The sequence below is a fragment of the Marinovum sp. J2-8 genome (assembly GCF_055808435.1).
The window spans coordinates 263,826-285,954 of sequence record NZ_JBVVRZ010000005.1; the positions used below are offsets into that span (position 1 = coordinate 263,826).

A 22,129-nucleotide genomic window follows, 5' to 3' on the forward strand; every position below is an offset into this window, starting at 1 on the left:
GATAGGCAAAGTGGGGGCGCTGCCCCCGTCCCTGCAAGCAGGGCCTCCCCCGGGATATTTCCGGTCAGATGAAATGAGGGCGCTGTGATGAGTTGCTGGGACACAATTGCGGATTATGCCCTGCGCTCTGTCGGTGTGGGCGAGCGGTTGCTGCCGCGATCTGATTTCACGATCTGCCAGCAGGTGGTGTTGATCGGCTCTGGCATGATCTGGAATGTCTATTTCGGGGTGCTGGCCCTGGTGTCGGGGTTCTTTTTGGCGACGGCGCTGGCGATGGGCAAATTTTCCGCCAGCCCCTTGCTGCGCAAACCGGCGGAATGGTTCATTTTCCTGTTTCGCGGCTCGCCGCTGTTTATCCAGTTCTTCTTTGCCTATTTCTTGTTCCTGTCGCTGAAACAGGTCGCACCGGTGTTCACGCCGTTCACCTCGGCCTGGTTGGGGGCGTTGGTGGTGTTGTTCCTGAACACCGCCGCCTATTCCGCCGAGATTTTTTATGGGGCGTTGTTGTCGGTGCCCAAAGGCGAAACCGAAGCGGCGGATGCCTATGGGTTGTCGGGGTGGTCGCGATTTCGCCGGGTGATCTGGCCGACCATGCTGCGATTGGCCTGGCCGGCCTATACCAATGAGGCGATTTTCCTGTTTCACGCGACAACGCTGGTGTATTTGTCCGGGTTTCCGGCGTTTCAGCAGCGCGGTGATGCGCTCTATTACGCCAGTTATTTTGCCGACAAGACGTTCAACCCCTTTGTGCCCTATCCGATTTTGGCGGGGTATTTCATCTTGTTGACGCTGGTTTTGATTGCGGTGTTTGGGCTGATCAATCGACGGCTGAACCGGCATTTGCCCGTCGCACGTCGCGCTCGGATGCGCATTCGTCCAAATTTGATCCGTTAGGCGCGAAAACATCTTTCCCGCTTGCCAAGCGGGGGGCTCTGTCGCTATCCATAATTTGATCAAATTATTTTCGGGTGGCTGACATGTCTGTCAATGCGATGAAATCCTGGCTGCGCAAGAACCCGCAGGTGCGCACAATTCGTGTGGCTGCCGCGGATCTGAACGGTCAACCACGCGGCAAACGCGTGCCGACACGTTATGCGGACAAGGTGGTCGAAAATGGCACCCGCTTTCCGGTTTCCGTGCTGAACCTTGATATTTGGGGCGAAGATATCGACGACAGCCCGCTGGTGTTCGAAAGCGGCGATCGCGATGGCGTATTGCTGCCGACCGAACGTGGTTTCCTGCCTATGCCCTGGCTGGAGGCCCCTACCGCCCTGTTGCCGATCTGGATGTTTCGCGAAGATGGCCGGCCCTATGACGGCGATCCCCGCCATGCGCTGCGCGCTGTGCTGGACCGGTTCAAATCCCGTGGGCTGACGCCGGTGGTCGCGGTGGAAATGGAATTCTATCTGATCGACGATTCCGGCCGGTCGTTGCAGGTGCCGGCGGCCGAAAGATCGGGCAAGCGGCGCAAGGCGGCCGAGACCATGTCAATCCGGGCGCTGGACAGTTTTGATCAATTTTTTACCGATCTCTATGACGCCTGTGAAGAGATGGACATTCCCGCCGATACCGCCATTTCCGAGGCTGGTCTGGGGCAGTTCGAAATCAACCTGATGCATTGTGACGACGCGCTGCGCGCCGCCGATGATGCCTGGCTGTTCAAGATGCTGGTCAAAGGATTGGCCCGGCGGCATGGCTTTGCCGCGTCCTTCATGGCCAAGCCCTATGACGATTATGCCGGCTCTGGCATGCATATGCATTTTTCGGTGCTCGATGCCGAGGGCACCAATATTTTCGATGATGGCGGCGACAAAGGCACTGATGTGCTGCGCCATGCGATTGGCGGCTGTCTTGATGCGATGGCGGGGTCGGCGCTGGTGTTTGCGCCACATGCCAATTCCTATGACCGGATGGTGCCCGGGGCGCATGCGCCGACAGGGATTTGCTGGGCCTATGAAAACCGAACGGCGGCGGTACGGGTGCCGTCGGGGGATCACCGCGCGCGGCGGATCGAACATCGGGTTTCGGGTGGCGACGTGAACCCCTATCTGATGCTGGCGGCCGTTCTGGGCGCGGCGATGAACGGCATTGAAGACGGGTTGGAACCGTCAGAGCCGATCACCGGCAACGCCTATGCGATTGATCTGCCCCGGATTCCGATGACATGGACCGGCGCGCTGGATGCATTCGAAGCCAGCGAGCACATCAAACGGATCTTTCCGGCGGAATTGATCCGCAACTTCCTTCTGACCAAACGGCAGGAGGCACATTATATGGAAGAATTGACCGAGGCCGAGCGGGTGGAAATCTATCTCGACACGGTTTGAAATCGAAACACGACGACAAGCAAACAGGTGACTTATGAAAATTGGCATCCTCACCACCGGGCACAAGCCCGAGGCGCTGCCAGAGTTTAAGACGTATTCCGACATGTTCGCCGAGCTTCTGGCGGGGCAGAACTTTGAATTCGTGAATTACGATGTCGTGGATGGGGTGTTTCCCGATCATGTGAATGACGCCGATGGCTGGCTCATCACCGGGTCGAAACATGGTGCATATGAGGATCTGCCGTGGATTGCCCGGCTGGAGGATCTGATCCGCGCGGCCTATGACGCGGCGATCCCGGTGGTTGGCATCTGCTTTGGTCATCAGATCATGGCACAGGCGCTTGGCGGGCGGGTCGAAAAGTTTGACGGCGGCTGGGCGCTGGGGCGTACGGAATATGATTTCCAGGGCGAGACGCTGCGGCTTCATGCCTGGCATCAGGATCAGGTGGTGACGGCGCCCGACACGGCGCGGGTCGTGGGGCGTAATGATTTCTGTGAAAACGCGGCGCTGGTCTATGGCGACCGCATGTTTTCGCTTCAGGCGCACCCGGAATACGGCGCGGATTTCATTGACGGGCTGATGCGGACCCGCGGCAAGGTCGTGGCGCAGGATCGGCTGGAGGCGGCGCGCGAAACCCTTGGCCAGCCGGTGGACAATGCCCGTTTGGCAGAGCAGATCGGGCGGTTCTTCCGCCACAGAGACATTTCGCGGACAGGAGCCTGACATGAGCGATTGGATGGAACAGATCCCCGAAGCGGCCCGCGCCTATCTGGAAGGCCGTCGTCTGGACGAGGTGGAATGCATCATTTCCGACCTGCCCGGCATTGCCCGCGGCAAGGCGGTGCCCGCTTCGAAATTTGCCCGGCAATCGCATTTCTTTTTGCCGGATTCGATCTTTTTCCAAACGATCACCGGCGATTGGGGGGAGGCGGCAGGCGCCGAAGGGTTCATCGAACGTGACATGATCCTGAAACCCGACATGTCGACGGCCAGCGCCGCGCCATGGACCGGGGATTGGACCTTGCAGGTGATCCATGATGCCTTTGACCGCGAGGACCAGCCGGTGCCCTGTGCGCCGCGCAACGTGTTGAAACGCGTGGTCGAGATGTATCACAAGAAGGGCTGGAAACCGGTTGTTGCGCCGGAAATGGAATTTTTCCTCGTCGCCCGCAATATTGATCCCGCCAAGAATATCGAACCGATGATGGGGCGTTCTGGCCGCCCGGCCGCAGCGCGGCAGGCCTATTCGATGACGGCGGTCGATGAATTTGGTCCGGTGATTGACGATATTTATGATTTCGCCGAAGCACAGGGGTTTGAGATCGACGGCATCACCCAGGAAGGCGGTGCCGGCCAGTTGGAGATCAACCTGCGCCATGGCGATCCGGTCAAACTGGCCGACGAGGTGTTTTACTTCAAACGGCTGATCCGCGAAGCGGCGTTGCGCCATGATTGCTTTGCCACGTTCATGGCGAAACCGATCGCCGAGGAACCCGGCAGCGCCATGCATATCCACCATTCCATTCTGGATCTCGAAAGCGGGCAAAATATTTTCGTGGGTCCGCAAGGTGGCGAAACCGAAGCGTTCTATCACTTCATCGGCGGGTTGCAGAAACATATGCCCGCAGCGATTGCGGTGATCGCGCCTTATGTGAATTCCTATCGTCGCTATGTCAAAGATCACGCCGCGCCGATCAATCTGGAATGGGCGCGCGACAACCGCACCACCGGCATTCGCATTCCGATTTCCGAGCCCAAGGCGCGCCGGGTGGAAAACCGCCTGGCTGGTATGGATTGCAATCCCTATCTGGGGATCGCCGCCTCTTTGGCGTGTGGCTATCTTGGGTTGGTCCAGGAAGAACGCCCCGGAAAGCAGTTTCGCGGCGATGCCTATGACGGCGATGGCGATATTCCGCAGGTGCTTGGCAGTGCCCTGGATTTGTTTGAAGAGGCCAGCGAATTGCATGAGGTGCTGGGCCCGGATTTTGCGCGGGTGTATGGCATTGTGAAACGCGCGGAATATGAAGAATTTCTGCAGGTGATTTCGCCCTGGGAACGTGAGCATCTGTTGTTGAACGTGTGATCAGGCGCGATACCGGGGGCGTGATGGGGGCGCTGCCCCCGACCCTGCAAGCAGGGCCTCCCCCGGGATATTTTGACCAAGAAGAAACCGAAAGATGGGCCGATGAACCTGTTGTTTTCCAATGACGCCCAGGGGGAATACCCAAACAGCTGGTATGCGGCGACCACGGAGTTTTTGCCCCGATTTGTGCCCTTGCGCGGCACGGTCGATGCCGATGTTTGTATTGTCGGCGCGGGTTATACCGGCCTGTCGGCGGCGCTGGAACTGGCGCGTGCCGGGCGGCGGGTTGTGGTTCTGGAGGCGCATCGTGTGGGTTTTGGCGCCTCGGGGCGCAATGGCGGGCAATTGGGATCGGGCCAGAGGGTGGACCAGCAGGGTCTGGAAAAGCTGGTGGGTCACGGGCCGGCCGCCGCATATTGGCAATTGGGCGAAGATGCCAAGGCATTGGTCAAACGGCTGGTGTCCGAGCATGGGATTGACTGTTGTATGACGCCGGGGGTGGCCTGGTCCGGGTCAAGTGCGGCAGAGGTGGCGGAGCTGCATTCCTATGTGGATGTCCTGTCGGATCGCTATGGCTATCGTCATGCCGAGGCATTGAATCGCGATGCATTTCGCAGGCTGTGCCCCTCGCCCGATTATCAGGGCGGGATGATTGACCGGGATGCGGCGCATCTGCACCCGTTGCGGTTTGCGGTTGGACTGGCACGGGCGGCGCGGGATGCCGGCGCAGTCATTCATGAGGGCGCGCTGGTGCATCATGTTGCACCGGGATTGGTGCAGACCGGCCAGGGACGGGTCCGTGCGCCACATGTCATTCTGGCTGGCAACGGATACCTTGGGTCACTGGATCGCAAGGTGTCGGCGCGGGTGATGCCGATCAACAATTTCATTGTGGCCACCGAACCCTTGGGCGCGGCGGCTGCGGATGTCCTGAGCGAAGACATCGCCGTGGCCGACAGCCGGTTTGTGGTCAACTACTTTCGTCTGTCCCATGACAAGCGGTTGCTGTTTGGCGGCGGCGAGAGTTATGGCTATCGCTTTCCCAAGGATATCGCCGCCAAGGTGCGCAAGCCGATGACAACGGTCTTTCCACATTTGAAGGACGTCAGGATCGACTATGCCTGGGGTGGGACATTGGCCATCACCATGAAGCGCCTGCCCTTTCTGGCCGAGGTGGCGCCGGGTGTTCTTTCGGCTTCGGGTTATTCCGGCCATGGGGTTGGCACGGCCACCCACGCCGGATGGTTGATGGCCCGCGCGATCATGGGGGAACAGGACGGGTTCGCCACCATGGCCGCCCTGCCCGCCCCGCGGTTTCCCGGTGCGGGGGCGGTGCGCACGCCCTTGCTGGCACTGGCCATGTCGTGGTTTGCGCTGCGCGACCGGCTGGGTATCTGACGCAACATTTCACCGCCGATTTGCCCCCGTCGCAGAAATTTCACTTTTGCGGTCCAGCGGATTGTTTTACTAATTCGAAAACTTGGATTAAGGAAAACGAAAATGACCAGTGTGGTACAGGCGCCCAATGTGCATGACGCAGAGCCGATCCCGGAAGCGGCCCGCGCCGAAATAGATCGTTTGCTGCAATCCGGGGATCTGTTTCGCTACACTGCGCCAGAGAATGCGCCTGTCTCTTTGCTGGAGGCGGAATTCGCCGAGATGATGGGCGTGAAATATGCGCTGGCGGTTTCTTCCTGTTCGGCGGCGCTGTTTTTGTCGCTCAAGGCGCTGGGCCTGCCGCGCGATTCCAAGGTGTTGATCCCGGCGTTTACCTTTGCGGCGGTGCCTTCGGCGGTGGTTCATGCGGAATGCCGCCCGGTTCTTTGCGAAGTTGGTGACAATTACCGGATTGATATGTCCGATTTCGCCGCCAAGCTGGACGATGTGCAGGCGGTGATCATCAGCCACATGCGCGGCCATACATCGGATATGGATGCGATCATGGCGCTGTGTAACGCCCGGTCGATCCCCGTGATCGAAGATGCGGCGCATTCGCTGGGCACCACCTGGAATGGCCAAAAGATCGGGACGCTTGGCAAAATCGGCTGTTTCAGCTTTCAATCCTACAAGATGATCAATGCCGGCGAAGGCGGGATCATGATCACCAATGATGCGGAACTTGTCGCCAGTGCGATCATCATGTCCGGCGCCTATGAGCATAACTGGAACAAACATTCGGTGTTGAAGGATGTGTTCCCGGCCATCCAGAACACGCTGCCGCTTTATAACCTGCGCATGTCGAACCTGTCGGCGGCGGTGATCCGGCCGCAATTGGGCCATTTGGACCGCCGGGTGAATGACGGGCGCGCCAATCACGACCATGTCGCCGCACGGCTGAACACCAGCCCCTGGATGCAGGTGCCGGACTGTCTGAAACCGGAAGACCGCGCACCGGATTCCATTCAATTCAATCTTGATGGCATGGACGAAGACGAACGGCGCGCCTTTGCCGATGCGGCCGCGGCGATGGGGGTCAAGGTTCAGATCTTTGGTCTGTCTGCTGACAATGCCCGCGCCTTCTGGAACTGGAAGTTCATCCCCGACCTGCCCGCCGATCTGCCCAGCACACGGGCGATGTTGATGCGGGCCTGTGATGTGCGCCTGCCTGCCCGATTGACCCGGGCGGAATGCGATTTCGTGGCAGATGCGCTGATCACGGCGGCGGATCAGGTGATGGGGGCGCGGCGCGCCTATGGCACCTGAACCGGGACCACATTGAAACGCAAAAGCCCCGCAAAACTGCGGGGCTTTTGTCATTCTACGGGGCAGATCCGGGAAATTTTCCGGGACCGCGCGTTATCAACCGGTCATTTGTCCAGCTTCGACAGCTTGTCTTGCAACGCTGCCAGTTGTTTCTTGATCGTCTCCAGATCCTCGGCCTCTGCCTTGGGCGCGGCACTTTCGCTGCGCTCGGCTTCGGGCCCGGACCAATTTGTCGATATCCCGCCGGTCATCGCCTTGACGAAAGCCTCTTGCTGGGCCTTCATCGCCTCAAAGCCGGGCATCTTGGCAACCGGGCTCATTTCCAGCATCCGGTTTTGGCCTTCGCGCAACATATCGAAACTGGCGGTCAGGAACTGTGGCACGACGCTTTGGGCCTGGGTGGTATAGCTGCGCACCAGATCGGTCAGGACCCCCAGCGGCAACACGTTTTCACCGCGGCTTTCGTGGTCTGCCACGATCTGAAGCAGATATTGCCGCGTCAGATCATCGCCGGATTTCAAATCAACAATTTGCACATCGCGGCCATCGCGAATGAAACCGGAAATATCCTCCAGCGTGACATAGTCGCTGGTCTCTGTGTTATAGAGCCTGCGGCTAGCGTATCGTTTGATCAACAGAGGCTTGGGTGTGTCCGCCACTTGGGCTTTCCTCTCGAAAGTTTCAGCGCTGCAGAAAAGCCTATGCGAGTGCAGCACAAAAGAAAAGCGCCCTGTCGCCGCAAGTGCGAAAAAGTCGATTTCGGCGAAATCAACGTTCTCTTTGGCGCAATCATCAAACCAAAACCACCAAAAGCGCCCAGTAATTGGCGCATATAAGATGGCAAAAGAAAAAGGCGGGCCCAATGGACCCGCCTTGATCGATGTCTCACACCTCAGGGAGGAGGAGGAGGTGTGATGAACATCACAAAAGCTTACTTAGCAGCTGTTGTCGCTTTTTTGGCAGCGGCTGTCGCGTCGGAAGTCGCTTTTTTGACAGCGGCAGTTGCTTCTTCCGAGAAGTCTTTGCCAGCAGCCATCATCAGCTCAACTGTGTCCATTTGAACCTTTTTCGCGATTTCAGCGAAAGCAGCCAGGTTTTCCGAAGCAACTTCAGCTTGAGCCGAAGCGAAATCGGTCATTGCTTTGGCGTAATCGGCAGGCTCGGATTTGGCGGACGACAGGTCAGCCAATTTCGCCAGGGTGTCTTTGGTCCATTTCGACGAAATTTCGGTCGACTTCGATGCGGCGTCCAGCGCAACACCCGACAGTTTTTCGTTCAAAGTTGCTTGGGTTTTGAACGCATCTTCCAGAGCGGAAGTGTCGACCGGGAACGCGCCCATCATGTCTTTCAGCAGTGCGGTAACGTCTTGTGCTTTTGCAGCGGCCATATTCTCAATCCTTTGTTTCCGCGCAGAGCGGGCCCACCCCGCTTGCTGCGTCTGCAAAACATATAGCCGCTGCGTCGCAGCATTTCAACTGTTTTTTGCTGCACCGCAGCATAACCTCGGATACCGTTAGATATCAGATGGTTGCCTTGACCTTCACATAGTCCCCCGGCGCATCCGCCAGTGCCGGATGGTCAGAATCACCCGGTTCACGTGCAGGCACAAGCTTGCCCGAGCGCGGTTTCAACCAGGCCTCCCACCGCGGCCACCAGGAACCTTCATGAAATTCCGCACCCGCCATCCAGTCATCTGCCGACAGTTTCACGTCGTCATTGGTGTAATGGCCATATTTCTTTTTCGACGGTGGATTGACGATCCCCGCGATATGGCCGGACTGGCCGACGATAAAGGTTTTCGACCGGCTGCTGGTCTTGCCAAATCCCCGGTAACAATCTTTCCAGGGGGCGATGTGATCAGTCTCTGTCGCAATTGAACAGATCGGCACCGACACATCCTTGATCGAAAGGGTTTCGCCCAGAAGCTCGAACGTGCCTTCGATCAATTCGTTGCGCTGACACAGACCGCGCAGATATTGCACGGTCATCCGCCCCGGCAGACCCGACCCATCGCCATTCCAATACAACAGATCAAAGGCCGGTGGGGTTTCACCCATCATGTAATTTCGGATTGCGGGCTGATAGACCAGATCGTTCGACCGCAAGAACGACATCGTCCGCCCCATGATAAAGGAGCGCAGAATGCCATTCTGGTTCACCTCGGCCTCGATCCCGTCGACGAAATCATCCTGTAGAAACGGAGTGAACTCCCCCTGCTCCGAAAAATCAGTCAACGAGGTAAAGAATGTGGCGGATTTGATCGACGTGTCGCCGCGTTTTTTCAGCAAGGCCAGCGTCAGATGCAATGTCGTGCCGGCAATACAATAGCCGATGGCGTTGACCTGTTTGGTGCCACAGATGGATTTGACGGTGTCGATGGCCTGAAGATAACCGTCCTGCACGTAATCTTCCATCCCGACATCGGCATAGGACCGGTCCGGGTTCACCCAGCTGACCACAAACAAGGTATAACCCTGATCCACGACCCATTTGATCAGACTGTTTTTCTCTTTCAGATCGAGAATATAGAATTTGTTGATCCAGGGCGGGAACAGCACCACGGGGATGTCATGCACCTTTTCCGTGCTGGGCGAATATTGGATCAGCTCCATCATGCGATTGCGGAAAACCACCTTGCCGGGCGAGGTTGCGATATTGCCGCCGACCTGAAACGCGGTGTCATCGGCCAGACGCACGACCAATTCGCCGTCATTTGCCTCCAGATCGGCCACCAGGTTTTCCAACCCTTTCACCACCGATTCCCCTTCGGTTTCGATCGCCTTCATCAGCGCATCGGGGTTGGTGGCAAAGAAATTTGTCGGCGCCATCATGTCGACGATCTGTTGCGAGAAATAGCGCAACCGACGTTTTTCGGTTTCGTCGATATCCTCGATGTCCTCGATCGCCTGTTTCAACGCCTCGGAGTTGATCTGATATTGTTGTTTGATGAAGTTGAAATAGGGGTTGGTCTTCCAGACCGGATTGCTGAACCGGCGATCTTCTGGCGTCGGATCTTCTGGCGCGGCCAGCTTGCCCTGCGCCAGCACATGCTGCGCATCGACAATATGCTTCAGCGATTTGCCCCAATAGGCCACCTGATGCTCCAGAATCTTGGCGGGATTTTGCATCCACTCCTGCCAATAGGCCGATGCTGCACGCGCGAATAATTCCTTGTCCGGGCTGGCAATGCCGGGATTTGTCGGCTGACGCTTGGTCAGCGCACGCGCCAGACGTTCGGTTAACCCCTCAATTTTGGCTATATTTTCGTCGAGATGCGCAATATTATTACTCTGCTCGGTCTCTTTGATTGTCATCTTAACGAATCCTCATTATCGTGCATGTGCAGAATTAGTCGTTTTGGAGGAGGGGCCAAAGCGGCGAACAACAGGGCACGACAGTGCCCCCTCAGCTCCGGAGCCACGCACATGCGCTATATGCTCACTTACGACTGGATGGAAACCGTTCGAAACACGAACCAATGGCTTGGTGCGACGGCCGAAGCCATGGCCTCGTACCCGGCGGTCTCCATGTGGCCAAACCCGGCCATGAACTGGCTTGCGGCTTGGGGGTCGGTTACGGAACGCACGTTTGAACGTATGGTCGCCAAGCCCGATTGGGGCATTCATTCGATCACCTGTTCGGACGGCCGCGACCATCTGGTCAACGTCCGCACCGAAGTCAGCCGTGCGTTTGGCGACCTTATTCACTTTGAGATCGCCGGCCGTGCGCCAGCGTCCCGCAAGGTTTTGTTGGTTGCCCCGATGTCTGGACACTATGCCACGCTCCTCCGCTCGACAGTTCTGTCCTTGCTCCCTGATTGCGAAGTCTATGTGACCGACTGGCACAATGCACGCGATATTCCGGTTTCCGAAGGCAAGTTCGATGTCGAGGACTACACCCTCTACCTCGCTGACTTTATGCGACATATGGGCCCAGACACACATGTTATCGCTGTCTGCCAGCCCGCGCCGCTGACTTTGGCGGCCACTGCCTATCTTGCAGGCGAAGACCCAGAGGCCCAGCCGCGGTCGCTGACCCTGATTGGTGGGCCGATTGACCCGGATGCGACGCCAACCGATGTGACCGATTTCGGCCATCGCGTCACCATGGGCCAGCTGGAACAATCCATGATCCAGCGCGTCGGGTTCAAATACCCCGGTGTCGGGCGCAAGGTTTATCCCGGCCTGTTGCAGTTGCAGTCGTTCATGTCGATGAACAGCGAGCGGCACTCCAAGGCATTCAGTGACCAGATTGCCCGCGTCGCGCGCGGCGAAGCATCCGATCATGATGCGCACAACCGATTCTATGATGAATATCTGGCGGTGATGGACATGCCGGCGGAATTCTATCTGTCGACAGTCGAACGCATCTTCAAAAACCGGGATATCGCCAAGAACGTCTTTTCGATCGACGGCAAACATGTCGATATCGGCAAGATCACCACCGTCGCCGTCAAAACCGTCGAAGGTGCAAAAGACGATATTTCGGCCCCCGGCCAATGTATTGCGGCGCTCGACCTGTGCACCGGCCTGCCGGATTCGAAAAAGGCCAGCCACCTGGAACCGGACGCCGGCCACTACGGCATCTTTGCCGGCAAATCCTGGCGCAACAATATCCGGCCACTGGTGTTGGACTTCATTGATGCCAACAGCGGCGATACACCGGCGACAAAAATCCGCGCGGTTTAAACGCCATATGCATCTGAGGTCGCGGGACAGCGACCTCAGACAAGCCCTCAAATTACGATGAAATGCCAAGCCCCCCCGCAAGGGCGGATGCGCCTATGTTGCGGGGCCGGCCTTGGCAAAAACCATGTCAATCATGGCTTGGGTGCCGCGCGAAAATTCCAGCGGACAGGGATAATCCGCCCCATCCAGCACCGATGCGTTGAAATTTTCGACCTGATGCACATAGTGATTCACGCCGGGCCAACGCCAGGTCACCCGCTCCATTCCGGGGCGGTCCAATGTGACCTCGGCCTGATCAAACACCCCGGCGTTGAACGGCGCTTGCACCGAGATCATCCCCTTGTCGCCCTGAATGGTCACGTTTTGCCGGGGCACCATACGCATGGAATTGACACCGGAAAAATGGAACGACGGGAATTGCGCGGTGATATGTGACCAGACATCAACGCCGTTTTCCCAGGTGATCGCGGTGCTGAGGATCTCTTGCGGTTCTTCGCCGGTGACAAACCGCGCGGTGCCATAGGTATAGACGCCGATATCGGGAATTGCGCCGCCGCCGGTATCCGCCCGGTTGCGGATATTGCCGGTGTCGGCGCGATTGTCATAGGAAAACACCGTATCCCACAGCATGATTTCGCCAATCTCGCCACCCTGCACCAGCTCGCGCACCTTCTGCCAGCGCGGGTGATGCACCACCATATAGGCCTCGGCTGCGACCAGACCGGTCTTATCGCGCAGCGCAATCACACTGTCGAATTCTTCGGCCTTCATCGCCAGCGGTTTTTCCACCAACACATGTTTGCCCGCGCGCAGCGCCTTTTCCGCCCATTCGACATGCAGGTGATTGGGCAGCGGCACATAGACCGCATCAATGGTGTCACTGGCCAAAAGCGCGTCGTAGTCGTCAAACAGGTGAAGGTCGGGGTTCAATCGCTGAAATCCGGCGGCCTTGTCCGCGCTGGAGGTCGCAAGCGCCGCAAGCGTGCCCCGCCCCGCCAGATGAATGGCCGGTGCCATATGCCGGCGGGCAAAATTTGCCGCCCCCAGAACTCCCCAACGCACATGGTCCGCCATCATATTCCTCCCCTAAAATGTTTGGGGTAACATGGCGCGAAGACATCGGGCCGACAACACGAAAAAGGCCGGGATTTTCACCCCGGCCTCTGGTCACGATCTTGTCGCGTTGATTTACGCGGATTCCAACATGCCCTGTTGCTTGGCCAGGTCACGCATCCGTTTTTGCAGCTTCTCGAACGCCCGCACTTCGATCTGGCGAATGCGTTCGCGGCTGACGTCATATTGGCCGGACAAATCTTCGAGTGTCACGGTTTCGTCCGACAGGCGGCGCTGGGTCAGAATGTCCTTTTCCCGGTCATTCAGCACATCCATCGCTTCGGCCAGCATGGCACGGCGGGTTTCAAGCTCGTCGCGGGCCTCGTAATCGCCAGCCTGATCGGCGTCTTCATCTTCCAGCCAATCCTGCCATTGCATCGTCCCCTCACCTTCGGAGCCGACAGTCGCATTCAGCGAGGCATCCCCCCCGACATGCGGCGGTTCATGCTGATCACTTCGTCCTCGGTCACGCCGAGATCGGTGGCAATCCGTTTGACGTTTTCGGGGCGAAGATCGCCTTCTTCCAGCGCGCCAATACGGGCTTTTGCCTTGCGCAGGTTAAAGAACAACTTCTTTTGCGCCGAGGTTGTGCCAAGTTTGACCATCGACCACGACCGCAGGACATATTCCTGGATCGAGGCGCGAATCCACCACATCGCATAAGTTGCGAGGCGGAAACCTTTTTCCGGGTCAAATTTCTTGACCGCCTGCATCAGGCCAACATTGGCTTCGGAAATCACCTCGGCCTGGGGCAGACCATAGCCGCGATAGCCCATCGCGATTTTGGCCGCGAGACGCAGGTGGCTTGTGACCATCTTGTGCGCCGCTTCGGTATCTTGTTTCTCAACCCAGCGTTTCGCCAGCATGTATTCTTCTTCAGGCTCCAGCAGCGGAAATTTACGAATTTCTTGCAGGTAGCGTGACATTCCGCCTTCCGGCGTCGGGGCCGGGAGATTTGCGTAATTAGCCATGGTCGTCCCTCCGATGTTTAGACCGTTAACATTCAATATGGTGTGGGAAATCTGTGCTTCAAGGGCACATAAACCCGATTGCGTTAATTATTGTACTGATCTGTTCAGTTTTCCAGCGCCATGTCGCTGCCTCACGCCCATGTGCGAGATGCGACAAACCCTGTTACTTTTGCTACAGATATCGTCTGAAAATAGCATAGACGCACATCAGACCCGGCGCCACACCGGAATACTACGCAAAAACGCACATTAAATGTTTCAAATCGCCCGAAGCGTCGAAAGAAGGTCAGCCATGTCATCGGGCAGCGGCGCTTCAAATGCGTGCCACGCGCCGCTGACCGGATGCGCGAACCCCAGTTTCTGCGCATGCAGCGCCTGACGTGGAAATGCCGCCAGCGCGGCCTGTGCCACGTCGCTCAGCGCGGTTTTCGGCAATTTGCGTTTTCCGCCATAGGTTGCATCGCCGATCAAACCATGGCCGGCATGGGCCATATGCACCCGGATTTGGTGGGTGCGGCCGGTTTCCAGACGACATTCCATCAACGTCACCACCGGCGGCGTGCCAAAAGTGTCGACCACCCGCGCGCGGGTCACCGCATGGCGACCGCCCTCAAAAAACACCGCCTGTTTCTGACGGTCCGTGCGATGGCGGGCAAGCTGCGTTGTGATCTTCATCACATTTCCCGGCTCAAAGCTGATGCCGCGCAGGCCACGCAAGCGCGGATCCGCCGCATCCGGATGACCATAGACAATCGCCTGATAGGCGCGTTCGGCGGTGTGTTTTTCAAATTGCGCGGCAAGCCCATGGTGCGCGGCGTCGGATTTCGCCACCACCAGCACGCCGGATGTGTCCTTATCAATCCGGTGCACGATGCCGGGGCGTTTCATCCCCCCCACCCCAGACAGCGTATCGCCGCAATGATGCAGCAACGCATTGACCAATGTGCCCGACGGCGTGCCGGGCGCGGGATGCACCACCATGCCGACGGGTTTGTTGACCACAATCAAATGCTCGTCTTCGAACAACACGTCGAGCGGGATATCTTCCGGCAGGATGTGGCTTTCTTCGGCCGCCTCCACGGTGATGACCACCTCGGCGCCCTCGCCCACTTTGGCCTTTGGATTGACCTCGACCGCGCCAGAAACCATCACCGCGCCGCTTTCCAACAGACGCCCCAGACGGGTGCGCGACAATGCGGCCTCCTCTGGCACATCACGCGCCAAAGCTTTATCAAGACGGGCGGGCGGATTGGCGCCAATGGTGAAACGGAGTTCCGGCATGGATGACCCTTCTGATACGCAGGCGGATATGCCCGAACCGCCCTCGCTGCGCTTCTTGCGCGTGTTGGTGACGGTGTTGACGGGCGTGATGATCGCTGGGGTCATACTGATCATCACACTGCTTGTCATCCGCTTCCGCGACACCGGCCCGCAACTGCCCGAAGATTTGACCCTGCCCGCCGGTGTCACGGCCCAGGCCGTCACCTTTGGCACCGGTTGGGTCGCGGTGGTCACACAGGACAACCGCATCCTGATTTTCGATCGGATCACCGGGCGCATGACCCAGGACGTCGCGATCACCGCGCCCAGCGATCACTGATACGTAAGCGCAATCCAGATGTGCAAGGCAGTCAGCGGGATCAATGCCGAAGACAGCGCGATATGCAGCCACAGCCAGACATTATACAGCAGCTTGCTGCGATAGGGGATCACTTCGCGGTTCAACAGGCCGGTGGCCGCGACCGCAATGAAACACATTGCTAGAACCGAGGTCCAGGCATGGCCAAACCGCACCGCATGGACCGCAAACAGCAAGGTCATGCCAACCCCAACCCAGCGATGGGCCGCATAATGTCGCCGCACCTCTGCCGCCTTGCCGGTCTGGCGCGCCACCAACAGCATCCATTGATAGGCCATGCCGGTGACCAAAAGCGCCCCGGTCACGATCTGCCAGGACAGGGTCAGATCAAACGCCGGGCGCAGCGCCACCCCGGCGGTGAAAACCGTGGTGATCAGCGCCAATCCGAACAGCCCCAACATGGCATAGGGGCGCTGACGCAGCCGGGTCAAAACGACAATCATTGTCCCACCTCCGCATCCGTCACGATCAGCGCGCGCAGCACCGTGCCGCCGGCCTTGGCCCGCACTTCGGCCATGAAGGTCGCCAAATCCGGAAGAACCCGCGCGCCTTCATCCGGCCATTCCGCCCCGATCGGAACCGGAACAGAAAACCCCGCCGCCTTGTCGAGATAGCCCTGATAAGCCTCTGCAACCGAGAAATAAAATGCCTCTGTCGCATCCAGATATTCATCAGCGGCCAGGGTGTCGCGCGGATAGGTCCAGGTGGTGGCCCCCATGATTTCATTCAAAACCCAATCATGGCGCGGGCTATCGGGGTGATCATTGTGACAGGTCACACAGGGTTCAGCCGAGGCAAAATCGGGATACATGCCAACCAGATCGCCACGTTCGGTGCTGGAAAACACCGGACCCTTGGTGGCGCGCACCTGTTGAAAGGCCTCGGCCTGGGAACCATTGAACAGGTTTGACGCATTGATCGGCGCATCAGACCCCAGATAGAGCCCCAACTGCGGTGGCTTGGCCTCCATCCGGGCGGCGGCAAGCCGCAGGAACAAGGCCTGCAATGGCCCCTTTTCCACCCCCGGCTCGGCCCAGTCTTCGCCGAACTTCAACCCGGCCTTCACCCCGCCGCCCACAACGCGCGCGGTATAGATCGACCGCGCCGCATCATTGATTGCATTGGCCGCGTCAAACAAATGCCGCGCCGGCAGAGGCCGCGAATCGAGCCCCTGCGCCGCTTGGCTTGGCAAAGGCGGCGGCGCGGTGACAAACAAATAGATCGCCAAACAGCCAAACAGGCCCACGGCAATAATGGATTTCAGGCTCATTGGGTTTTCCCCTCGAACATCTTGAACGGGCCATAAGGGCTGGGGCCCTGGCCAAAAAACGCCCGGATTTCAGGCTCCGGGATCAAATCGCGGACATGGGTCGGCGGATCATAGGAATGGTTGCCATGAAAATCATGACACCCCAGGCAAGTGCCCCATTTTTCATTTTTTATCAGGGTGATGTGCGGGACGTTCACCGGATCGTTCGCCAATTTCAAATCGCTGTGACAGGCGCTGCAAATTCTGGTGTCACTCGACACGCGCGCAGCCGCATGTTCGGTGTGGCACCCAAGGCAGCTGTCGGCCTCGACTTGCTGTAGCGCCTCGATGAATCGCGGTTCGCGAAAACGGTAAATCGGGTGACGTTCATTCGGGCGCTGGTGGCAGTCCAGGCATTGATCGCTTGTCACCTCGGATCTGCCGAAATCGGCGGGTTCCTCACGACGCCCCATCACATAGGCCAGTTTGGCCTGAATTTGCTGGCGTGTGGTGCCGGGGCTTTCCACATGACATCCGCGGCAGGACACCTCTGCATGGCCAGATTGAATCGGCCCATGCGCCATCCAGTGGTTGGCCGGTTCCGACCAAATACCGACCGCCCCCAGCAAAGCCACAGGCACAGCGACAATGAACGCCGAAAGGCGCAAATTCATGAAATATCCCCCGGTTGCAATGCAGAAAATGTATCGCGCTCAGGTTGTTAACTATTAGTTAACAAATGGTTAACCGGGGACAATAAGACAAATTATCCAAAATTGTGTCCAAATAGGCAACACTCGACGAACAAAAACACACCGGCCGCGACACGCGTACCGGCGATACATCATCATTTACACTAAAGGGAAATGGTACCACCTCCTGGTCTCGAACCAGGGACCTCTTGATCCACAATCAAGCGCTCTAACCAACTGAGCTAAGGCGGCACTGACGGGCGGAATACCCCCGGTGCGCGCCGATTGCAAGACGTTTGCCACGGAAAAATTACCCAAAAAGGCTACAAATTCACAACCCAGCGCATCTCTTCCAATGCCACCCCGAAATTGACCACTGGTCGGCGCTCCATCAGGGTCCATCCGGTCGCAGCATAAAGCGCACAGGCCGCCCGGTGGCTCTTGTGTGTCCACAGCTCCATCCGGCGATATCCGCAGCTGCGGGCATAGGCCAAACATTCCGCCAACATCCTTTTGCCAACCCCCTGCCCCCGCACCTCTGGCAGCAAAAGAAACATCCGCAGTTTGGCGGTGTCGTCATCCTGACGCACACAGAAAATACTGCCCAGCCGCTCTGCCCCCCGATGGGCAATAAAGGCCCGTTCACAGCTGGGGTCATGGTGGCGGATAAAATCAGCGAGGATTTCAGCGACCAAAGCCTCAAACGTCGAATCAAATCCTTCGTCGCGGGCGTATAACAGCCCATGTTGCATCACCAGCCATCCGGCGTCGCCCACCTCCAGCCCGCGGAACCCAATGTCTGTCATCACTTGCCTTTCCATGCGCGCTGCTGTAGCCCATTGCGGCCCCAGGGGCCTGATACGAGGGTGCCCGATACGGGCCCGGCCAGAGGAAAAAAACCATGAGCATCAATACCGAACGCGACATCGAGGCCAATCTTCAGATCGGTCCCACCGATAGCGGCATGGTGCGTCTGTTTATCAGCGCAGGCAATACCGAGGTTCCGATGGATTTCGATCCCGACGAAGCGCGTGAAATCGCCGAAGAAATGCTCGCCGCCGCAATGGCCGCAGAGCAGATGGGCAAATAAGCCGGGCACAAGCTTCGGTGTGCCCCCAAAACCGCGCCGTCAGATGCGCGGATCGCGCAGCGCCTGAAGCCGCCGCGCGGCCTGTGTTGCAAACATATGCACCATTTTCTTGCGCCGCGCCGGGGCCAGCCGGGTTTCTTCGCCCATGCGCAGCACCTCGGCGTCATAGGCATCGGCAATGATCAATCCCGTGCCTTCAGGCAAAAGATCGGTTGGAAACGCCTCATCCACCGCCCAAAAATACCGGTCGCCCCATTCCAGATAGCCCTGCCATTTCTGATCCGACGTAAAATCGTTGCGTGACGATTTACATTCCACCACCCAGATTTCGCCTTTGGGCCCAAGCGCAAGCACATCCACCCGCAGCCCGCGCGTGACGGTAAATTCCTCAATCGTGACAAAGCCCAGCGCCGCCATATGGCGACAGACCCCGCGCGCCAGCAACTGGCCGGGTTGCATCGCATCAATCGCAGATATGTTGGTCAGGTCGGACATGGGGCAAACATGGAACATATCGCGAACACATGCAATCCCCCGCCCAGCCCCCGATCAGACATTGCCAATCGCCGCTTTGGCCATATCTTGAACCCATGAACCGTTGAGGGCCCGATGGACACAGATACCAGAATGTCAGACGCGCAGGCGCGCGGCGTGCGCTATGCGCGTGAATTGCAGGGCCATATTACCTGGCTAGACACATTTTCCGGCACCGCGCTTGGCGTGTTGGCGGTGGCATCGGGGATCTACACCTATCTAGGGGTGTCCTCGCTGTTGGATGAAAACGGCGCCATGTCGGTCTTTGCCGCCATCGCCTATTCGGTGGCGGTGTCGGTCGGGATTTTCGTGTTCTGGTCCTATATGATGCGGCTGTTTCCGGCGGTGCGCACGGCACAGGCACGCATCGGCCTGTTGGCGGCGATGGGGCTTGGGTCGCTGGCGATCGTGGCCATGTCCAGCTGGCTGAACGCGGCGGCCCTGGCCGGGTCGGCGGCGGTGGAACAACATCTGGCCGAAACTGTGCAACGCTATCAAACCTCGCTCGAACGGGCGCATGAAGTGGCGCTCAGCGGTCAGGCCCTGGAACGCGATGTCGCCCGCACCAGACAGGGATTCGAGGATCTGTCAGAGCAAGAGGCCACCGGCAATCTGTCCGGCTTGGCCGGGCGCGGCGCGGTGTTCCGGGTCCTGCGACAGAAATCATCGGAACTGGTCGCACTGGAAACCCAGATCGCCGCCCAAACCCCCAGGGTCGATGCCGCCTTCACCCAAGGCAACGCCCTTCTCAGCCGCATGCGCGCGCTCACGGTCGAATCCGGCGCGGTAGAGCCCCGCTCGGTCGAGTTTTCAGAACTGGCCGTGCAATTGCAGGGACTTATCACGCAACTCCGCCAGCTGTCCGTCGCCTCGCTGGTGGAACGCGCTGCGCAGGATCTGGCGGCCTCGGTTGTGCTGCCGGAACTCGATGGGGCAACAGCGGAAAACCGCGGCGATCAGGCCGCGACCATCACATCCGTTCTGGATGTCCTGGCCCAACGCGCCGCAACGCTGGAAGGCGCGGCACGTCAGGTGCTGGCCCTCGCCCCGCCGCCTGAGGTCAGCTATGCACCGATTTCCGCCGCTGACGCCGTGATCCTGTATGCCGGGAATTTTGTGCCCTCCTGGGCGGGGGCGATTGCCATCGACCTTCTGCCGGCTGTGCTGGTGTTCATTCTGGCGATCACACATTCCGCCATTCGTTCCGGCCGCGAAGGCGCCGCTGTCGAAGACACCCTGACCCTGGCAGAGCTGCGCGCCGCGCTGGCGGCGGTGCGCGATGTGGAAAACGCAATGCAGACCACGCCGCAACATTCCGGCCCCGCGCCTGACACTTCCGCCCCCCAATCCAACCCACCGGCTGAAACGGACCCATCACCACCACCCACCGACGCCGCCAAGATCCATTCCCTGCCCGGCAAAACCCCATGACCGGCGGCGGCAAAATCCGCCCAATCCTGACCGCTGTGCTGGTCTTTCAGCTCGCCCTGGGCGCGCTGCTGGTGCTTGGCGATGTCCAGCGTGGCGGTCTGCGGCTGCCAAAAATATGGACCAACACGCCGCAACTCAGCGAACCGATCCGCCCCGGCGATCAACGCCGCGTCTTTGATCCGCGCCGCGACCGCCCGGCGGTTTCCCCGATCCGCGATCCCGGCGATCTGCCCAAACGGCTGGTGCTCAGCCCGGTCACCGACACCACCCAGCGGCTGGAAGGCGCCATCGCCGAAGGGGATGCTGACCGCATTATCACCCAGCTCGCCGCAGCGGACCCGCGCCCGGAACGGCTGATCCTGCAATCGCCGGGCGGTGCCGTGCAAGAGGCGCTGGCGCTGGGCCGACATTTGCATGACAGCGGCATCGCCACCGAAATGCTGGCTGGCGAATTCTGTTATTCCGCCTGTCCATACCTTCTGGCCGGCGGCGCAACCCGCGACATCCACCCGGATGCATCCGTCGGCGTCCACCAACATTACTTCGGCGAAAGCAGCCTGCTGCCGGCCTTTGTCGCGGTCGAAGACATCCAACGCGGCCAGGCCGACGTCATGCAATATCTGTCCGACATGGGCATCGACCCGCTGGTCATGCGCCACGCCCTCGCCACCCCGCCTGATGAAATCTACGTGTTGCTGCCGGAAGAGCTGGACACCTATGGGTTCACCACAAACGCCCCGGCAAATTAGACCCAAGACCTTCTTCTGTTCAAAAATATCCCGGGGGTCGGGCAAAGCCCGAGGGGGCTGGCCCCCTTCCCGTCCCGACACCAAGGCCCGCCCGCGGTTAATTTCACGCCGGCCCTTGCCCCCCGCCGGGCAAGTCCCTATTTTCGTTCAAGGCGGGTTCTGCCCTTCCCGTGAATGGTTGCATTCCGGTGGCCTTAAGCAATTCCGAGGGAGCTGGCTCTGTCCTGGTCCTGGCCTGGTTACCTGGCGCCCACCTGTACAAACAGGTCCTCGGGAATGAGATAACCCCACGGTCGCGTTTGCGGGCCCGCCACTTTTACCTATTGAAAACAAACTGCCTGGTTTTCGACACGACGCCGACGGGAATCCCCTTTCGACATAACGCCGAAGTGCCACTTTTGTCAGCCTATTGCCGACGGGCAGGCGATCAAAGGGGGCTGAAAAAAGCGAGTTGGATCAAAGTTTCCGGCGCGGGGGCGCTACGGGAATGCGCACCGGCACATAGTCCGTCTGCGGGGCACGCAGACCGCCACCGGGGGTGGTGTCATCATCATCATCGCCCATCGACATGATAGAAATGCCAAATTGCACCCCGGCAAAGACGATCCCGTTGAAAACCCAAAGCATGAATACCGCCAGCGGCCCGACCTGCGAGGTCGAGACCAAATGCCAGAGATTGGCGATATTGAAGCCAAGCAGCATCACAACAAACACCGCAGAAGCGGCAAAGCCGATCAGCACATGTTTGATGTAGTGACGCACCAGTTTCGGCAGTTCCCGTCTGGTCACGTCCCGCCGCTGCGGCCTCGGTTGTTGCATGCCATCCCCCATATGCCGCCCCAGATTCGGCGCGGTCGGT

At 58.9% G+C, this 22,129-nt stretch carries 22 protein-coding genes, 1 tRNA gene and 1 pseudogene; 11 read left to right on the forward strand and 13 right to left on the reverse strand.

The genetic code is table 11. The features are described from left to right. Positions 1-87: 87 nt before the first annotated feature. From AC0L4F_RS16520 to AC0L4F_RS16545, 6 genes are all read left to right on the forward strand, one after another. Positions 88-894: an ABC transporter permease gene (locus AC0L4F_RS16520; protein ID WP_244690196.1), complete on the forward strand. Its 807-nt coding sequence runs from the start codon at positions 88-90 to the stop codon at positions 892-894. Between the two features lie 98 nt (positions 895-992). After that, positions 993-2,327, forward strand: a complete 1,335-nt coding sequence (locus AC0L4F_RS16525; RefSeq protein WP_244690419.1) for a glutamine synthetase family protein — start codon at positions 993-995, stop codon at positions 2,325-2,327. A 34-nt stretch (positions 2,328-2,361) separates the two neighbouring features. Further along, positions 2,362-3,051, forward strand: coding sequence for a type 1 glutamine amidotransferase (locus tag AC0L4F_RS16530; protein WP_244690199.1), 690 nt, complete (start codon positions 2,362-2,364; stop codon positions 3,049-3,051). A gap of 1 nt (position 3,052) precedes the next feature. Next, positions 3,053-4,411, forward strand: coding sequence for a glutamine synthetase family protein (locus tag AC0L4F_RS16535; RefSeq protein ID WP_244690201.1), 1,359 nt, complete (start codon positions 3,053-3,055; stop codon positions 4,409-4,411). A gap of 102 nt (positions 4,412-4,513) precedes the next feature. Beyond that, the gene (locus AC0L4F_RS16540; protein ID WP_244690421.1) at positions 4,514-5,809 is read left to right on the forward strand and encodes an NAD(P)/FAD-dependent oxidoreductase; all 1,296 of its coding nucleotides are present in this window, start codon (positions 4,514-4,516) and stop codon (positions 5,807-5,809) included. A 102-nt stretch (positions 5,810-5,911) separates the two neighbouring features. After that, entirely contained in the window at positions 5,912-7,114 is a 1,203-nt protein-coding gene (locus AC0L4F_RS16545) for a DegT/DnrJ/EryC1/StrS family aminotransferase (RefSeq protein ID WP_280520633.1), read from the forward strand. 104 nt (positions 7,115-7,218) lie between these two features. On the opposite strand, the gene phaR is transcribed toward AC0L4F_RS16545, so the two are convergent. The 3 genes from phaR to AC0L4F_RS16560 form a co-directional block, all read right to left on the reverse strand. Continuing rightward, a complete protein-coding gene (phaR, locus tag AC0L4F_RS16550; protein ID WP_244690203.1) occupies positions 7,219-7,773 on the reverse strand; it encodes a polyhydroxyalkanoate synthesis repressor PhaR in 555 nt (184 codons plus the stop codon). Positions 7,774-8,045: 272 nt separating this feature from the next. Next, a complete protein-coding gene (locus AC0L4F_RS16555; RefSeq protein ID WP_244690205.1) occupies positions 8,046-8,501 on the reverse strand; it encodes a phasin family protein in 456 nt (151 codons plus the stop codon). A 133-nt stretch (positions 8,502-8,634) separates the two neighbouring features. Then, entirely contained in the window at positions 8,635-10,428 is a 1,794-nt protein-coding gene (locus AC0L4F_RS16560) for a PHA/PHB synthase family protein (protein WP_244690207.1), read from the reverse strand. A 111-nt stretch (positions 10,429-10,539) separates the two neighbouring features. Between AC0L4F_RS16560 and phaZ the strand changes: the two genes are divergently transcribed. Continuing rightward, a complete protein-coding gene (gene phaZ, locus AC0L4F_RS16565) occupies positions 10,540-11,802 on the forward strand; it encodes a polyhydroxyalkanoate depolymerase (RefSeq protein ID WP_244690209.1) in 1,263 nt (420 codons plus the stop codon). A gap of 93 nt (positions 11,803-11,895) precedes the next feature. Here phaZ and AC0L4F_RS16570 read toward each other — a convergent pair whose 3' ends face one another. The 3 genes and pseudogenes from AC0L4F_RS16570 to AC0L4F_RS16580 all read right to left on the reverse strand — a co-directional run bounded on the left by AC0L4F_RS16570 (position 11,896) and on the right by AC0L4F_RS16580 (position 15,167). Then, positions 11,896-12,876 carry a Gfo/Idh/MocA family protein gene (locus tag AC0L4F_RS16570; protein ID WP_244690425.1) on the reverse strand — a complete coding sequence of 327 codons (981 nt, stop codon included), beginning with the start codon at positions 12,874-12,876 and terminating at the stop codon, positions 11,896-11,898. 114 nt (positions 12,877-12,990) lie between these two features. Further along, positions 12,991-13,886: pseudogene (rpoH, locus tag AC0L4F_RS16575) on the reverse strand (RNA polymerase sigma factor RpoH). Positions 13,887-14,144: 258 nt separating this feature from the next. After that, positions 14,145-15,167 carry an RluA family pseudouridine synthase gene (locus tag AC0L4F_RS16580; RefSeq protein ID WP_244690211.1) on the reverse strand — a complete coding sequence of 341 codons (1,023 nt, stop codon included), beginning with the start codon at positions 15,165-15,167 and terminating at the stop codon, positions 14,145-14,147. Between AC0L4F_RS16580 and AC0L4F_RS16585 the strand changes: the two genes are divergently transcribed. Then, positions 15,166-15,486 (forward strand): DUF6476 family protein, encoded by a 321-nt coding sequence (locus AC0L4F_RS16585; RefSeq protein ID WP_244690213.1) that lies wholly within the window; start codon positions 15,166-15,168, stop codon positions 15,484-15,486. The genes AC0L4F_RS16580 and AC0L4F_RS16585 overlap by 2 nt on opposite strands. On the opposite strand, the gene AC0L4F_RS16590 is transcribed toward AC0L4F_RS16585, so the two are convergent. The 5 genes from AC0L4F_RS16590 to AC0L4F_RS16610 form a co-directional block, all read right to left on the reverse strand. Then, entirely contained in the window at positions 15,480-15,968 is a 489-nt protein-coding gene (locus tag AC0L4F_RS16590) for a hypothetical protein (RefSeq protein ID WP_244690216.1), read from the reverse strand. The two genes, AC0L4F_RS16585 and AC0L4F_RS16590, sit on opposite strands and share 7 nt — an antisense overlap. Continuing rightward, the gene (locus AC0L4F_RS16595; RefSeq protein WP_244690218.1) at positions 15,965-16,795 is read right to left on the reverse strand and encodes a c-type heme family protein; all 831 of its coding nucleotides are present in this window, start codon (positions 16,793-16,795) and stop codon (positions 15,965-15,967) included. The genes AC0L4F_RS16590 and AC0L4F_RS16595 overlap by 4 nt, the downstream gene beginning before the upstream one ends. Further along, positions 16,792-17,448, reverse strand: a complete 657-nt coding sequence (locus tag AC0L4F_RS16600) for a cytochrome c3 family protein (protein ID WP_244690220.1) — start codon at positions 17,446-17,448, stop codon at positions 16,792-16,794. Before AC0L4F_RS16600 ends, AC0L4F_RS16595 begins: the two co-directional genes overlap by 4 nt. Positions 17,449-17,641: 193 nt before the next feature. Then, positions 17,642-17,718, reverse strand: a tRNA-His gene (locus AC0L4F_RS16605). Between the two features lie 71 nt (positions 17,719-17,789). Then, complete coding sequence (locus AC0L4F_RS16610) at positions 17,790-18,272, reverse strand: GNAT family N-acetyltransferase (protein WP_244690222.1); 483 nt, start codon at positions 18,270-18,272, stop codon at positions 17,790-17,792. Positions 18,273-18,367: 95 nt separating this feature from the next. On the opposite strand from AC0L4F_RS16610, the gene AC0L4F_RS16615 reads away from it, so the two are divergent. After that, positions 18,368-18,556: a DUF6324 family protein gene (locus AC0L4F_RS16615; RefSeq protein ID WP_244690225.1), complete on the forward strand. Its 189-nt coding sequence runs from the start codon at positions 18,368-18,370 to the stop codon at positions 18,554-18,556. 39 nt (positions 18,557-18,595) lie between these two features. Here AC0L4F_RS16615 and AC0L4F_RS16620 read toward each other — a convergent pair whose 3' ends face one another. After that, positions 18,596-19,051: an MmcB family DNA repair protein gene (locus AC0L4F_RS16620; RefSeq protein WP_244690227.1), complete on the reverse strand. Its 456-nt coding sequence runs from the start codon at positions 19,049-19,051 to the stop codon at positions 18,596-18,598. Between the two features lie 132 nt (positions 19,052-19,183). Here AC0L4F_RS16620 and AC0L4F_RS16625 point away from each other — a divergent pair, with 132 nt between their 5' ends. After that, complete coding sequence (locus AC0L4F_RS16625; protein ID WP_473446725.1) at positions 19,184-20,521, forward strand: hypothetical protein; 1,338 nt, start codon at positions 19,184-19,186, stop codon at positions 20,519-20,521. Further along, positions 20,518-21,270 (forward strand): COG3904 family protein, encoded by a 753-nt coding sequence (locus AC0L4F_RS16630; protein WP_244690231.1) that lies wholly within the window; start codon positions 20,518-20,520, stop codon positions 21,268-21,270. The genes AC0L4F_RS16625 and AC0L4F_RS16630 overlap by 4 nt, the downstream gene beginning before the upstream one ends. Before the next feature lie 456 nt (positions 21,271-21,726). Here AC0L4F_RS16630 and AC0L4F_RS16635 read toward each other — a convergent pair whose 3' ends face one another. Next, on the reverse strand, positions 21,727-22,044 hold the full coding sequence (locus tag AC0L4F_RS16635) for a hypothetical protein (protein ID WP_244690427.1): 318 nt from the start codon (positions 22,042-22,044) through the stop codon (positions 21,727-21,729). Positions 22,045-22,129: the final 85 nt, after the last annotated feature.

Bases quoted from the DNA above. Each gene is read 5' to 3' on its own strand.
- AC0L4F_RS16600 (WP_244690220.1), bottom strand. From the start codon at position 17,448: ATGAATTTGCGCCTTTCGGCGTTCATTGTCGCTGTGCCTGTGGCTTTG.
- AC0L4F_RS16520 (WP_244690196.1), top strand. From the start codon at position 88: ATGAGTTGCTGGGACACAATTGCGGATTATGCCCTGCGCTCTGTCGGT.
- AC0L4F_RS16545 (WP_280520633.1), top strand. From the start codon at position 5,912: ATGACCAGTGTGGTACAGGCGCCCAATGTGCATGACGCAGAGCCGATC.
- AC0L4F_RS16630 (WP_244690231.1), top strand. From the start codon at position 20,518: ATGACCGGCGGCGGCAAAATCCGCCCAATCCTGACCGCTGTGCTGGTC.
- AC0L4F_RS16535 (WP_244690201.1), top strand. From the start codon at position 3,053: ATGAGCGATTGGATGGAACAGATCCCCGAAGCGGCCCGCGCCTATCTG.
- AC0L4F_RS16580 (WP_244690211.1), bottom strand. From the start codon at position 15,167: ATGCCGGAACTCCGTTTCACCATTGGCGCCAATCCGCCCGCCCGTCTT.
- AC0L4F_RS16555 (WP_244690205.1), bottom strand. From the start codon at position 8,501: ATGGCCGCTGCAAAAGCACAAGACGTTACCGCACTGCTGAAAGACATG.
- AC0L4F_RS16540 (WP_244690421.1), top strand. From the start codon at position 4,514: ATGAACCTGTTGTTTTCCAATGACGCCCAGGGGGAATACCCAAACAGC.
- AC0L4F_RS16590 (WP_244690216.1), bottom strand. From the start codon at position 15,968: ATGATTGTCGTTTTGACCCGGCTGCGTCAGCGCCCCTATGCCATGTTG.
- AC0L4F_RS16625 (WP_473446725.1), top strand. From the start codon at position 19,184: ATGTCAGACGCGCAGGCGCGCGGCGTGCGCTATGCGCGTGAATTGCAG.
- AC0L4F_RS16585 (WP_244690213.1), top strand. From the start codon at position 15,166: ATGGATGACCCTTCTGATACGCAGGCGGATATGCCCGAACCGCCCTCG.
- AC0L4F_RS16570 (WP_244690425.1), bottom strand. From the start codon at position 12,876: ATGGCGGACCATGTGCGTTGGGGAGTTCTGGGGGCGGCAAATTTTGCC.
- AC0L4F_RS16530 (WP_244690199.1), top strand. From the start codon at position 2,362: ATGAAAATTGGCATCCTCACCACCGGGCACAAGCCCGAGGCGCTGCCA.
- AC0L4F_RS16620 (WP_244690227.1), bottom strand. From the start codon at position 19,051: ATGTCCGACCTGACCAACATATCTGCGATTGATGCGATGCAACCCGGC.
- AC0L4F_RS16525 (WP_244690419.1), top strand. From the start codon at position 993: ATGAAATCCTGGCTGCGCAAGAACCCGCAGGTGCGCACAATTCGTGTG.
- AC0L4F_RS16560 (WP_244690207.1), bottom strand. From the start codon at position 10,428: ATGACAATCAAAGAGACCGAGCAGAGTAATAATATTGCGCATCTCGAC.
- AC0L4F_RS16615 (WP_244690225.1), top strand. From the start codon at position 18,368: ATGAGCATCAATACCGAACGCGACATCGAGGCCAATCTTCAGATCGGT.
- AC0L4F_RS16595 (WP_244690218.1), bottom strand. From the start codon at position 16,795: ATGAGCCTGAAATCCATTATTGCCGTGGGCCTGTTTGGCTGTTTGGCG.
- AC0L4F_RS16610 (WP_244690222.1), bottom strand. From the start codon at position 18,272: ATGACAGACATTGGGTTCCGCGGGCTGGAGGTGGGCGACGCCGGATGG.
- phaZ (WP_244690209.1), top strand. From the start codon at position 10,540: ATGCGCTATATGCTCACTTACGACTGGATGGAAACCGTTCGAAACACG.